Here is a 13931-nt window from a genome sequence, read left to right as displayed (position 1 = left end):
CGGGCGGGTGGGCTGCGCAGGGGCGTGAGCCGCATGGATGCGGCGACCGAGCTTACACGGACGTACTTGCAGCGCCCCCTGCGCAGCTCACCCGCCCGGCCCACCTCGCCGACCCGCAGTCGAGCAAACTCGACTCTACGCAGTATGCCCAGCCACGAGGGGCTGCGCCGTTGGCCGGAAACTCAGTACCGCTTGATCCCCGGCACCGTGCAACCTTCAATCTGCGCATGCGCGGACACCGCGTTCTCCTTCTCGTCGCGCGCCAGACGCGACTGCTCGATCGTCGCCCAGTGCCGGCGGCACAGCGGCCCGGTCTTCGAGCCCAGATCCACCGCCTTGCGCGCGAACGTCTCAGCCTGTGCCCATTGGCCCTGCAACAGCGCCAGCTCGGCACGCTCCTGCAACACCGCCGGGTCACCGGCCACGATTTCCAGCGCGTGGTCCAGGCTGCTGGCGGCGCCGGCCAGGTCGTTGGCCTGACGCTGCGTCTGTGCAGTCACCCGCAGGTCTTCCACCTGCGAATCACGCAGAGGCTGCACCGACAGCTCCTTGTCGTCCGGACCTGCGGCCGCATCCACCGCAGCCAGGCGCTGTGCCGGCGTGGTGGTATCAACCGGCGGCTTGGCCACCGGCGGTGCGCTGCTGACGCAGGCGGCCAGGGCCAGGCTGAGGCCGGTCAGGGCCAGGGGCTGCAGCAGGGATCGCATGTTCATCGGCATCATCGGCTCGGGGGAGGAGTGGCGGCGGCGGGCGCCGCGGCAGGTTCAGCAGGCGGCTCAGGCTTGCGGTCCAGGCCGAACCAGCTACGCCAGCCACCGCCCTCGCCTTCGGCACCCTGCCCGTCCGGCGACACCGCCGGCGCACACGGTGCATAGGCCGGCGCGTAGCCCACCACGAACGGGAAACGACGCGCGCCCGGACAGCCTTCATCCGTGCTGTTGAGTCCGGTCGGCGCCACCGACTGCCAGTCCAGGCCCTTGTTGCTGACCCGCAGCGGCGCACTCGGCAGGCGCTGGAAGATGCCCGACCAGACCCGCATCGCGCCGGTGGCACCGTACAGGCCGGCCTGCTCGTTCTGGTCGTTGCCGATCCAGATCACCGCCAGATGATCGCCGGTGTAACCGGCGTACCAGCTGTCGCGGCCATCGTTGGTGGTACCGGTCTTGCCGGCCGGCTGCAGGCGGCCGAGGCCATCGGCGTTGAGCCGCTGCGCGGTGCCGCTGGCAACCACCTGCTGCAGGCCGACACTGATCAGGTTGGCGGCAATCGAGTCGCCTTCCTGGGCCGGTGCCGGGGTCTTGTCGTAACGCTTGAGCAGCTTGCCCTGCGGATCGAGCACGCCACGCACCGCATGCAGCGGCTGGATTTCGCCACCGGACGCGAGGAACTGGTACAGCTGGGCCATCGCGTACGGGCTCTGGTCGGTCGAACCGAGAATCACCGCCGGATTCGCCTCGGCCTTGATGCCGGCCAGCACGTGGATCAGCTGGGTCACGCGCTCGGGGCCGACCTGCATGCCCACGCGCACCGTGGCCTGGTTGTAGGAATGCGCCAGCGCGTCGATCAGGCGCACGGTGCCGTGGCTGCGGTTGTCGGCATTGCCGGGATTCCAGTTGCGGCCGCGGCCGAGCTGCACGGTCACCGGTGAATCGTCGACCCAGCTGGCCAGCGAGTAGCGGTCCGGCTGCGCCAACGCGAGCAGGTACACGAACGGCTTCAGCAACGAGCCGACCGGGCGCTGTGCTTCGATCGCACGGTTGAAGCCGACCTCGGACACTTCACGGCTGCCGATCACCGCCAGCACGTCACCGTTGTGCACGTCGGTCAGCACCATGCCGGCCTGCAGTTCGGGGCGACGCTTGCTCTCCAGCGACTTGATGGTGCGGGTCACCGCGCCTTCGGCATAGGCCTGCGCGGACGGCGACATACCGGTCATCACGCTCAGGCCGGCGCCCTGCAGGGCAGATTCCGGATAGTCGTGACCCAGTTGGCGGCGGACCAGATCGACATAGGCGGGGAAGCGGTTGGCGGCAACCAGGCCCGGCGTCTTGGGCACGCCCAGCGGGGCCTTCAACGCACGCTGGTACTCGGCGTCATCGATCAGCGTGGCTTCGTGCAGTTTGCCCAGCACGAAGTTGCGGCGATCCAGCGCGCGTTCCGGATTGCGCCGCGGGTCGTAGAAGGACGGGCCCTTGACCAGGCCGATCAGCAGCGCGATCTGCTCGGTCTCCAGCGACTGCAGGTCGCGACCGAACCAGAACTCGGCGCCAGAGGACATGCCATGGATGGCCTGGCTGCCACGCTGGCCCAGGTACACCTGGTTGAGGTAGGCCTCGAAGATGGTGCGCTTGTCGTAGCGCGCTTCCATGATCAGCGCGTAGAGCACTTCGTTGAATTTGCGGGTAACCGTCTGCTCCTTGCCGATGCCGAGCAGGCCGCTGCGGGCCAGCTGCTGGGTCAGCGTAGAGGCGCCCTGGCGGCTCTGGCCACCGGAGCGGATGGTTACCCACACCGCGCGCGCGATGCCGGACAGGTCGATGCCGTGGTGGCGGTTGAAGTCCTTGTCCTCCACCGCCTGCAGGCCGGTCACCAGCAGGTCCGGCGCCTCGTCCATGCGGATCAGGCGGCGTTCTTCCTGCTTCTGGCCGTACAGGGTGGCGATGCGGGCCGGGTCCAACCGCGCGGCCTTCAAGGCCTTGCGGTTGTCGGCGTCGCGCAGCGAGGCGACCGCACCATCGGCCAGTGACAACTCGAGCCGGCGCGGGGCAACCCGGCCATCGACGTCGTTGTAGCCGCGGCTGGAGATGACGAAGCGCCCGCCGTTCACCGCATAGGTGGCCGGCTCCTTGCCCTGGCCGTCATCGCGGTAGGCGGAGGCGGCCAGCTCGGTCTTCAGCGTGGACGCATCCATCGCCTTGCCGGGGGTGAGCACCAGCGGGCGCGCGTAGACGCGCGTCGGGATCTGCCAGCGCAGCTCGCCGAAACGCTGGGTCACCTGCTGGTTCAGGTACAGCGTATAGGGAATGAGGAAACCCAATCCCAACGCGACCGCAGCCATGCTCCAGGTGATCAGCCGGCGCCGCCACAGCGGGCCGTTGTCCTGCTGGTCGTCGTCGTCGAAATCGTCGATGTCGTCGGAATCGTAGCGTCGGGGCACGGGAATGCGAGAATGTAGGGTCTGGCGAGTCTACCCCAGCCGCTGCGGCTGGCGAATTCTCCCGGGTTCCCCTGCTTAAGCTGGAGTTGCAACCGGATGGCGATGTCCCTGGCCGAGATCCGATACCTGATCAACCGCCTCACGGGCCTGGCCCGCCGGAGCCTGGCCAGCCTGCGTACCCGTGGGTGGCGGGCGACCTGGCAGCGCATCCGCGTGCATACCCAGCGCGCCGTTCCCGCGCCGCGAACGCCGCTGTTCCTGCCGCCGGCACAGGATTTCGCCCCCTTCACGGTGCCGTTCAGCGAAACGCCGGAAGTGAGTATCGTCATCCCGGTCTACAACCACGTCGGCCATACCCTGGCCTGCCTGCGCGCCCTGGCGGCACATCCGCCGCTGGCGGCGTGCGAGATCCTGGTCGTGGATGACGGCAGCAGCGACGCCACCGTGCAGTGGATGCCGCAGGTCGCCGGACTGCGCTATGAGGTGCGCGAGCACAACGGCGGCTTCATCGAGGCCTGCAACGATGGCGTGTCGCGCGCACGCGGCCGCTATGTGGTGCTGCTCAACAACGATACGGTGCCACAGCCGGGCTGGCTGGATGCCCTGCTGGACACGTTCGCCAGCACACCCGACGCCGGCCTGGTCGGCAGCCAGCTGCTGTACCCGGATGGCCGCCTGCAGGAATCAGGGGGTGTGATCTTCGCCAACGGCAGCGGCTGGAGCTACGGCCGTTTCGAGGCGGCGGACGACCCACGCTTTGCCAGCCTGCGCGACGTCGACTACTGCTCCGGCGCGGCGCTGATGCTGCCGCGCGCCCTCTGGCAGCAGCTGGGCGGCTTCGATACCCGTTACAAGCCGGCGTACTACGAGGACACCGACCTGGCCTTCCGCGTTCGCGCCCAGGGCCTGCGTGTGCTGGTGCAACCAGCCAGCCGGGTGATCCACGATGAAGGCACCAGCAACGGCACCGATACCGGCAGCGGTGTGAAGGCCTACCAGGTGCGCAACCAGGCCATCTTCGCCGCCCGCTGGGCCACCGAGCTGGCCCGCCATCCGGCGGTGGGCGAAGTGCCGTCACCCGCGCTGCTGCTGCGTGGCCGACGCCAGGTGTTGATCCTGGACGAGGAAGTACCCCAACCGGATCGCGATTCGGCGTCACTGCGCCAGGTGAACCTGATCCGCCTGCTGCTGCAGGGCGGCGCTCATGTGGTGTTTGTTCCCACCCGCCGCGAACATGGCGGTGCCGCCACCGAAGCACTGCAGCGGATGGGCGTGGAAGTCTGGTATGCGCCGTTCCTCGATGGCGTCGCCAGCTGGCTGCGAACGCACGGTGCGCGTTTCCACGTGGCGCTGCTGGTCCGCCACCATGTCGCCCACGAGTGCCTGCCGCTGCTGAAGCGCTATGCGCCGCAGGCCCGCACCGTGTTCGACACCGTGGACCTGCACTACCTGCGCGAACGTCGTGGTGCCGAAGTCGCCGGTGATGCCGGGTTGCTGCGCGCCGCCGAGCGCACCCGCGCCAGCGAGCTGGCGGTGATGGAGCAGTGCGACGTCACCGTGCTGGTCAGTGCCGCCGAGCGCGAGCAGCTGCAGGCCGACGCCCCTTCCGTGCAGGTGGAGCTGATCTCCAACCTGCACGACGTCGCCGGCGCCGGCAAACCGTTCGAACAGCGCCATGATCTGGTGTTTGTCGGCGGCTTCCGCCATCCGCCGAACCTGGATGCCATGGAGTGGTTCATCGGCGAAGTCTTTGCCGGCATCCGCGCCCGCCTGCCCGAGGTACACCTGCACTGCATCGGTGCCGCCACACCGGAATCGCTGCTGGCATTGGCCGCACGCCAGCCCGGCGTGCAGATGCACGGTTTCGTCGAGGACATCACGCCCTACATGGACGGCGCACGCATTTCCATCGCGCCGCTGCGCTTCGGCGCCGGCGTGAAAGGCAAGATCAACCTGAGCATGGCCCATGGCCAGCCGGTGGTGGGTACCACCTGCGCCGTGGAAGGAATGCACCTGCACCCGGGCCAGGACGTGCTGGTGGCAGATGATGCGGCGGGCTTCGCCGATGCGGTGGTCCGCCTGTACCAGGATCCGCAGCTGTGGCAGCAGTTGTCCGACGCCGGCCTGGCCAACATCGCAGAGCACTTCTCCCTCGACGCTGCCCGCGCGACCGTGCAGCGGGTGTTCTTCACCTAATCCGGGCGACCGCCGGCGCGGCGCAGGCGGTCTTCGAACGCCGGCAGCTCGGCCAGGTCCGGTTGCAGCAACCGGGCCTGTTCGGCGGCGTGTGCGGCAAACGCCAGGTCTCCATTGCCGAGCCGTTCGCTGCCGATCGCCAGCCAGCGCTGGGCCAGGCGCAGGCGTGCCGAGGGAAGTCCAACCGCGGTCGGCGACAGGGTCTGCCACGCCTGCAGGCAGGCACCTGCGGCCTGCACGCGGTTCTGCCGCAGGTTGTCGTCGAAGCAGCGGCGACTGGCAGGCAGCAGCCGCGCTGCGGCAGCCTTCACCCGTGCATCGCGTGGCGCCAGTGACTGCGCTTCGCGCAACGCGTCGAACGCACTGTGCCCGGGGGGGCTGATCCATTGCCCGGCACGTTCGGCGCGCTCGATCCTGCGCAGGTGGTCGCGCAGTTGGCGCTCGCGCTGCGTGTTGCTGACCGCCGGCTGCTGCAGCGCCTTCTGCGCCTGTTGGGCGCGTTGCAGGCGTTGCGCGAGCTGCTGTTGCGCCGCCGGCGAAGCACCCAGTTCCGCTGCCAGTGCGGCATCGGCCTGCGCCGCTTCGAACTGGAAATCGTCGGCCTGCTTCTGGCTGCGTGCCAGCACCGCCTGCAAGGTCTGTTCGCGGCCGCGCTGGGCACTGGAATCATCAACCGCCACTGCCAGCACGGCGAGGAATCCCTTCGCTGCGGATTCCAGCTGCCGACGCTGCAAGGCGCGCTGGGCCTGGCGCAGGCGCTGGTCGACGGCCTGTGCCAATGCTTCCTGGCTGGCGGGCAGATCGGCGTGGCCGGCATCGAACTGGCGCGCACGCTGCAGTATCGCGGCTGCCTCGGCCAGCTCGCCGCGCCCGGCCAGGATGCGGGCCTGCTGCAGCAGATCGCTCAGTGCGTCCTCGCGACCTTCCAGCGCCGGCAGATTGTCCGGCTGCAGTACCAGGATGCGCTGGAACAGGGGCAGCGCGCTGCTGTCACCGTCGTCCAGCCGGCCCGCTGCAAAGGCGTTGCGCGCCTGCGCCAGCAGTGCACCGATGCCGGCGCCTGCGCTGCGCCGGGCCTGCAGCTGGCGTGCCACGGCATCCGCATCGCCCTGCGGCACCTGCAGTTCCCGGGCCAGTGCCAGCGCCTGCGCGCTGCCTTCGAGGTCGTTGGCCTGTAGTTTTTCGCTGGCCTGCTGCAGGGCCGCGGCGCCGGTACGGGCCAGCCCCTCACGGGCCTGCGGACGATCACCATCCAGCGCCAGCACGGCCTGGTAGCGCTCACGCGCACCACTGCCATCGGCGGCACTCAGTCGCCCGGCCGCCAGTGCGCGATCGCCTTCGGCCAGCAACTGTTCAATCTGAGGCTCATCCCAGAACCAGTCGGCCAGCGGCTTGCGCAGCAGCACCAGCAGCACGAACACCGCCAGCGCCGCGATCAGCGCCCAGCGCCACACCCGGCGCGCGTGACGTGCCTGCAGCCACCACCAACGGCCTTCGCGGCGGACGCGGTCCAGCGCAGGATGTTCAGCGCCATGCGGGCGATGCGGAGGCTCGCGTTCCATGCGTGCAGGGTAGCCGGGGCAGCGTGAAGCTCAGCCGAGGCGACGCGCCTCGCTCACGCCGGGCAGCGCATCCAGCTTTCCCAGCAGGGTCGACAGCTGGCCGTAGTCGCTCACCTTCAGGCGCAGGCGCAGGTGGGCACGGCCACTGTTGCGCACGTTGTCACTGTGGATGTCGAGCACGTAGGCGTCTTCCTGGGCGATCAGGTTGGTGATGTCCTTCAGCAGCCAGCGGCGGTCGACCGCAGTGACCACCACGTCCACTTCGTAGCCGCCACCGGCCTGGCCCCACTCCACCGGCAGGATGCGCTGCGGGCTGGTGGCTGCCAGCCGGGCCAGCGCGGCACAGTCTGCACGATGCACGGTGACACCCCGGCTACGGGTCAGGTAGCCGACGATCGGCTCGCCCGCCACCGGCTGGCAGCAACGCGCCAGCTGCACCAGCAGGTTGCCCACGCCCTGCACGGTGAACTTGGACTTGCCCAGGTTCTCGCGGCGCGCGGTCGGCCGCGGCAGGGCTGGCGCGGGCGCCGGCTGGCTCGCTGCACGTTCGGCTTCCAGCAGGGTACGACTGACCTGGTTCGGGCCGGTGTCACCCAGCGCCACCTGGATGTAGAGGTCGTCAACGCTGTCGGCATGGAACTTCTTCGCCGCCACCGCCAGATCAGAATGCTGCAGGCCCAGACGCTTCAGCTCGCGCTCGAGCAGTTCGCGCCCGGCCTGCACGTTGCGCGCGCGGTCCAGCTTGTGGAACCAGCTGCGTACTTTTTCGCGCGAGCGGTTGCTGGCCAGGAAGCCGTTGGCCGGCATCAGCCAGTCGCGGCGCGGATCGGCCTCCTTGCCGGTCAGGATCTCGACGCGGTCGCCGCTGCGCAGGCGGTAGGTCAGCGGCACGATACGGCCATTGACCTTCGCACCACGGCAGCGGTGACCCACCATCGTGTGCACCTGGTAGGCGAAATCGAGCGGCGTGGCCCCCTGCGGCAGGTCCAGCACCTCGTCCTTCGGGCTCAGTGCATAGACCCGGTCCTCGGTCAGCTCGGCATCGAGCGCCCCGGCCAGTTCATTGCCCTGCCCATCCTGCGCCTGCTCCAGCAGCTGGCGCATCCAGGTGATCTTGCGGTCGAAGGACTTCTCCGCGCCCTTGCCGCCTTCCTTGTACTTCCAGTGCGCGGCCACGCCCAGCTCGGCCTGCGAATGCATCTCGTGGGTACGGATCTGCACTTCGATGGTGCGCCCTTCCGGGCCGACCACGGCGGTATGCAGCGAGCGATAGTCGTTGGCCTTGGGCCGGGCGATGTAGTCGTCGAACTCGCTGGGCACCGGCGCCCACAGTGCATGCACCACGCCCAGCGCGGCGTAGCAGGCGGCGACATCGTCGACCATGACGCGCACCGCACGGATGTCGTACAGCTGGTCGAACGCCAGCCGCTTCTTCTGCATCTTCCGCCAGATGCTGTAGATGTGCTTCGGGCGGCCACTGACCTCGGCCTTGATGCCCTGCGCGACCAGTTCGCGCGACAGCACCTTCTTGACGTTCTCGACGTAACGCTCGCGGGCGATGCGGGTTTCGTCCACCTCCCGCGCAATGCGCCGGTAGGTCTCCGGTTCCAGGTGGCGGAACGCCAGGTCCTCCAGCTCCCACTTCAGCTGCCAGATGCCCAGACGGTTGGCCAACGGCGCATGGATGTCGCGGGTCAGCTGCGCCAGCGCGCGGCGCTGCTCGTCGTCCAGCTTGTCGGCCGCGCGCATGCGCGCCAGCTGCCGCGCCAGCAGGATGGGCACCACGCGCAGGTCGCGGATGATCGCCAGCAGCAGGCGGCGCAGGCCTTCGCTGTTGCGCCCGGCCTCGCGGCCGGCGTGCAGCGCCCACACCGGATCGGCCGCATCCTGGCCATCCAGCAGGCCGATCACCGCGGCCTTGTGGTTGCCCAGCGGCAGTTGCTCCAGGCTGGCGCGCAGGCCGGGCAGATCGAACAGCAGGGCCGCGACCACCGCGCCTTCGTCGGCTGAGAGCATCGCCAGTGCGTCGAGGGTGTCGCCCAGCACCGACCAGCTGGCGCGCATCTGATGGTCGCAGTCCGGCGCTTCCCAGTGCCCGCGCAGGGCCTGGCGCAGCGGAGCAGGCAGCACGGCTGCCGAGGGGCGGTTCAACAAGGCATCCAGGCCGGGGACGGAAGCGCGGTTCACAGCATCGAGCAGGCAAGACAGAGGCCCCTACACTAGCGCCGGCGCCGTTCAGGGACAATCACCGCGGCCACCATCACCCGGCATGAAGACATGCCGCTACACTCGCGGGCAAACCCAGGAGAGTCCCGACATGTCCTCGATCGTCCCGCGTTTCCGCCTACGGCTGCTGGCCTGTGCCGCACTGTTGCTGTCCCTGTCGGCGCCTGCGCTGGCCCAGCGCGTGGTGGAGGGTGACCTGCAGCAGCAGATGTCACCGGCTGAGTTCAAGGCGGCCGGCCTGGACAAGCTCAACGCGCAGGAACTGGCCACGCTGAACCGCTGGCTGCAGGGCAAGGTCGAAGCGGCCACCACCCAGGCGGTTGCGGCCGTACGGGAAACGGCGCGCGAGGAAGGCCGTCAGGAAGTGATCGTGAAGAATCGCGGCTTCTTCGATTTCGGCAGCAGCGAGCCGATCACCGGCGTGCTGCAGGGCGAGTTCCGCGGCTTCGGCAAGGGCCGCGTCTACGTGCTGGACAACGGCCAGGAATGGGAGCAGACCGATGCAAGCACCCTGGCCGGTGTGCGCAAGCAGTCCCCCGCCGTCAGCATCAAGCCCGGTGTGATGGGCGTGTGGTACCTGAAGGTCGACGGCGTGAACACCCAGCCGAAGGTGCGCCGAACCAAGTAACGCCGTGACGTTGCTGCAGAGCCGAGCGTGGGCTCGGCTCTGCAGCAACGACGTCACGCCTGGCGCAATGCGGTCACCCGCTGCGCCAGCTTCTTCGCCGAGATGCCGGTGCGCGCACCCAGCTCCTGCGCGAACAGTGACACCCGCAGCTCTTCCAGATCCCAGCGCAGCGCCTGCCATTGCGGGCGCTCGCGCAGTCCCTGCTGCTCCCCCGCTTCCAGCGCTTCCAGGAACGGATGCAGTTCCAGCATGCGTGCCTGGTCACGTGGCGGATCACGCTTGGCACGCTCGGTGCGCAGGATCATCGCCTTCAGATAGCGCGGGTACTGCGCCAGCGCGTCGGCCGGCGTGTCGCGCAGGAAGCCGGGATGGATCAGCCCGACCAGCTGCGCTTCCATGTCGTCCAGATTGCCGCGCGCCCAACCCATCAACGGTGCTTCCAGCATCGGCTTCAGTTCCGCCACCAGCGCCAGGATGGTTTCGGCCAGCTTCAGCCGCGACATGGCCTCGCCGAACAGCGCCTTGGCCGCATGCTCACGACGCTGCTCGAAGGCTGCCGCATCGCGGATGTCTTCCAGCCCCTCGGCCAGCACCGCGTTCATCGCCGCATCGACCAGGTCACCACGCAGGCGCTCCTGCGACTCGATCGCCGCATACAACAGGCCGGTCTTGGCACCGACCGGCAGCTGCTTGCGTGCCTGCTTCACCTTCTCGGCCAGGGCAATCTCCAGCAGACGGCGCACGCCCAGCGGATGGGCCTCCAGCGCCTGCTGGCGATCGGCGAAGATGCGCAGCGCCACGCTGTCGCCCTCGTCCAGCAGCGCCGGATAAGCCGGCACGCCCGCTTCACCGGGTACCTGCAGCGGAATCGGCGTGGCCGGGAACGTGCGCAGGCCATCGGCGGCCATCTCGCGCCCAGCGCGTGCAGCGAACGCATCGCCGGCACGACCACCGAATTTCGCGCGCAGTGCGTCCAGATCGCGCGAGGTCGCCAGCACCTTGCCCTGCTCGTCGCGCAGCCGCAGGTTCATGTGCAGGTGCGGCTCGATCGAGCCGGGCTCGAAATCGAGCGCCGTCACCGTTGCGCCGGTCGCACGTGACAGGAAGCGCGCCAGCTCGCCGGTGATGGCATCGGCGCTGGGCTGCGGGAACGCCTCGTAGAACGCGCGACCGAAGTCCGGTGCCGGCACGTAGTTGCGGCGCATCGCCTTGGGCAGGCTGCGGATCAGTGCCGAGGCCTTGTCGGCGACGAAACCCGGCGCCAGCCAGCCCAGTTGCACCGGGTCCAGCGCGTTGAGCAGATGCAGCGGCACATCCAGGGTGACGCCGTCGTCGTCGGCTCCCGGCTCGAAGCGGTAATGCAGTGGCAGGCGCGCCTGGCCCAGCGGCAGGTACTTCGGATAGCGCTCCTGTTCGCTGCCCTCACCCGGCAACAGATCGACCAGGGACCAGTGCAGGGTCTTGCGCTGTTCCGGCGCCAGCCCCTTCCACCAGGTGTCCAGACCCGCCGCCGAATGGATCTGCGGCGGCACCCGGTCCAGATACCAGCGCGCCTGCCAGTCCTCGTCGGCGACGATGCCAGCACGGCGCAGCTTGGCTTCTTCCTCGCGGGCGATCTCCAGCACTTTCTGGTTGTCGGCCACGAAGCTGGCGCGGGTGTTGATCTCACCGGTCACCAGTGCCTGGCGCACGAAGATGTCGTGCGCTTCGCCCGGCGCGATGCGACCGTAGTGCACCGGCTTCTTCGGCGCCAGCACCAGGCCGAACAGGCTGATCTGCTCGGAGGCCAGCACCTGGCCCTGCGCGCGCGACCAGTGCGGATCGAAGTGCTTGCGCAGCAGCAGGTGCGGCAGTTCGGCGATGACCCAGTCCGGCTCGATCGCCGCCAGGGTCATGCCCCACACCTTCTGCGTATCCAGCAGGTTGGCCACCAGCAGCCACGGCGGCGGCCGCTTGGACAGCGCCGAACCCGGGAACGGCAGGAAGCGGCGCTGGCGTGGCGCCTGGAAATCTCCCTTCTCGGTGCGGTGGCCGATCTGCGTCGGCAGGCCCGCCACCAGCGCGCGATGCAGGGTCTGGTAGGCAGCGGCACGCACGCGTTCGCTGAAACCGCCGCCCACCGGTGCCTGTTCCTTCTGCGCACGCACGGGCACTGGCGCCGGGGCCGCCTCGGCCTTGCCTTCGCGGGCCAGGCGCGCGGCACGATGCAGCTGGCCACGGGTGGCCTTCACTGCAGCGGCGTCATCGCGCGCCGGAGCCGGTGCACTGCTGCCAGCCAGCAACGGCGCCATCGAGGCCTCGTTGGCCTCTTCCTTCCAGCCCAGTTCCTCGCACAGCAGGCGCAGCTGTCGATGCAGCTCGCGCCACTCGCGCATGCGCAGGAAGCCAAGGAAGTGGCGGCCGCACCAGTCACGCAGCTTCGATTGGGTCAGGTCTTCGTGGGCCTGCCGGTAGGCATCCCACAGGCGCAGTACACCGACGAACTCTGACCGCCCATCGGCGAACTGCGCATGCGCGCTGTCGGCCGCGCCACGCGCTTCGGGTGGGCGTTCGCGCGGGTCCTGGATGCCCAGGAACGAGGCGATCACCAGCATCGGCCGCAGGCAGCCGGCAGCCTGCGCGGCCACCAGCATGCGCGCCAGCTTCACGTCCACCGGCAGGCGTGCCATCTGCTTGCCGATGGTGGTCATGCGCCGCTCGGCGTCGATCGCGCCCAGTTCGGTCAGTTGCTGCCAGCCGTCGGCCACCGCGCGCTCATCCGGCGCTTCCAGGAACGGGAACTCCTCGATGCGGCCCAGGCCCAGCTGCAGCATGCGCAGGATCACCCCGGCCAGGCTGGAGCGGCGGATTTCCGGATCGGTGAACTCGGGCCGCGCCTGGAAATCGGCCTCGGCATACAGGCGGTAGCAGATGCCCTCGGCGATACGGCCGCAGCGGCCCTTGCGCTGGTTGGCGCTGGCCTGCGAGATCGGCTCGATGTGCAGGCGGTCCAGCTTGTTCCGCGGGCTGTAGCGCTTGACGCGGGCAAAGCCCGGATCGACCACGTAGCGGATGCGCGGCACCGTCAGCGAGGTTTCCGCCACGTTGGTGGCCAGCACGATGCGCCGGTTCGACCCGGGGTTGAACACCCGGTCCTGGTCCTGGTTGGACAGGCGCGCGTACAGCGGCAGCACCTCGGTATTGCGGTACTTGCGCCGTTCCAGCGACTGGTGCGCATCGCGGATCTCGCGCTCGCCCGGCAGGAAGATCAGCACGTCGCCGCGCGCATCCAGGCGGGTGATTTCGTCGATGGCCGACACGATGGCGTCATTGACGGTACGTTCGCCCTGGTCTTCGCCCTCGCCTTCCAGCGCGCGGTAGCGCACTTCCACCGGGTAGGTGCGGCCTTCAACGCTGATCACCGGCGCATTGTCGAAATGCTGGGCGAAGCGTTCGGTGTCGATGGTGGCCGAGGTGACGATCAGCTTCAGGTCCGGGCGCTTGCGCAGCAGCTGCTTCAGGTAGCCCAGCAGGAAGTCGATGTTGAGGCTGCGTTCGTGCGCCTCGTCGACGATGATCGTGTCGTAGTTCGACAACCAGCGGTCACTGGCAATTTCCGCCAGCAGGATGCCGTCGGTCATGAACTTGATGCGGCTGTCTTCGCTGACCTTGTCGTTGAAGCGCACCTGGTAGCCGACCAGCTGGCCCAGTTCGCTCTGCAGTTCCTGCGCCACGCGGCTGGCCACCGCACGTGCGGCAATCCGTCGCGGCTGGGTGCAGCCGATCATGCCGGCCTGGCCACGGCCTGCGGCCAGGCACAGTTTCGGCAGCTGGGTGGTCTTGCCCGAGCCGGTTTCACCAGCGATCACCACGACCTGGTGGTCGCGGATCAGCCCGATGATGGCGTCGGCTTCACGCGCAATCGGCAGCTGCGGGTCCAGAGTAATGGACGGCTGCTGCTGCGCCCGTGTCATCCGGCGCTGCACCGACGCCTGCAAGGCCTGCTCGAAGGTGGCGGCCAGTGCCGCATCCTGTGGCTTGGCCTGGCAACGCGAGAGCATCCCCAGCAAACGGCCCCGGTCGCGGCTCATGGCGCCGTCGATGGCGGCGCGCTGTTGGCGCAGGCGGGGCGATGGATTTTTATCGATAGAGTTCATCAATCGGTTCGTTCAAAACTTTGAAA

At 68.8% G+C, this 13931-nt stretch carries 7 protein-coding genes; 2 read left to right on the top strand and 5 right to left on the bottom strand.

The window, feature by feature from the left end:
* Nucleotides 1-182 precede the first annotated feature (182 nt).
* Both V3B64_RS17120 and mrcB read right to left on the bottom strand, forming a co-directional pair.
* Entirely contained in the window at nucleotides 183-722 is a 540-nt protein-coding gene (locus tag V3B64_RS17120) for a hypothetical protein (RefSeq protein WP_329914572.1), read from the bottom strand.
* Nucleotides 719-3157 carry a penicillin-binding protein 1B gene (gene mrcB, locus V3B64_RS17115; RefSeq protein ID WP_032130201.1) on the bottom strand — a complete coding sequence of 813 codons (2439 nt, stop codon included), beginning with the start codon at nucleotides 3155-3157 and terminating at the stop codon, nucleotides 719-721. The genes V3B64_RS17120 and mrcB overlap by 4 nt, the downstream gene beginning before the upstream one ends.
* A gap of 96 nt (nucleotides 3158-3253) precedes the next feature.
* On the opposite strand from mrcB, the gene V3B64_RS17110 reads away from it, so the two are divergent.
* A complete protein-coding gene (locus V3B64_RS17110) occupies nucleotides 3254-5353 on the top strand; it encodes a glycosyltransferase (RefSeq protein WP_032130200.1) in 2100 nt (699 codons plus the stop codon).
* Here the strand turns inward: V3B64_RS17110 and V3B64_RS17105 are convergent.
* Both V3B64_RS17105 and V3B64_RS17100 read right to left on the bottom strand, forming a co-directional pair.
* Nucleotides 5350-6915 (bottom strand): hypothetical protein, encoded by a 1566-nt coding sequence (locus V3B64_RS17105; protein ID WP_329914571.1) that lies wholly within the window; start codon nucleotides 6913-6915, stop codon nucleotides 5350-5352. The genes V3B64_RS17110 and V3B64_RS17105 overlap by 4 nt on opposite strands.
* Nucleotides 6916-6945: 30 nt before the next feature.
* Nucleotides 6946-9102, bottom strand: a complete 2157-nt coding sequence (locus V3B64_RS17100; RefSeq protein ID WP_032130198.1) for a bifunctional (p)ppGpp synthetase/guanosine-3',5'-bis(diphosphate) 3'-pyrophosphohydrolase — start codon at nucleotides 9100-9102, stop codon at nucleotides 6946-6948.
* Nucleotides 9103-9232: 130 nt separating this feature from the next.
* Here V3B64_RS17100 and V3B64_RS17095 point away from each other — a divergent pair, with 130 nt between their 5' ends.
* Nucleotides 9233-9769, top strand: coding sequence for a hypothetical protein (locus V3B64_RS17095; RefSeq protein WP_032130197.1), 537 nt, complete (start codon nucleotides 9233-9235; stop codon nucleotides 9767-9769).
* A gap of 53 nt (nucleotides 9770-9822) precedes the next feature.
* On the opposite strand, the gene hrpA is transcribed toward V3B64_RS17095, so the two are convergent.
* Nucleotides 9823-13905 (bottom strand): ATP-dependent RNA helicase HrpA, encoded by a 4083-nt coding sequence (gene hrpA / locus V3B64_RS17090; protein ID WP_329914570.1) that lies wholly within the window; start codon nucleotides 13903-13905, stop codon nucleotides 9823-9825.
* Nucleotides 13906-13931 lie beyond the last annotated feature (26 nt).

The organism is Stenotrophomonas sp. SMYL86, from assembly GCF_036320025.1.
Lineage (GTDB): Bacteria > Pseudomonadota > Gammaproteobacteria > Xanthomonadales > Xanthomonadaceae > Stenotrophomonas > Stenotrophomonas maltophilia_A.
Note: the sequence above shows the minus strand (reverse complement) of the source record. Positions and strands in the feature narration are given on the sequence as shown.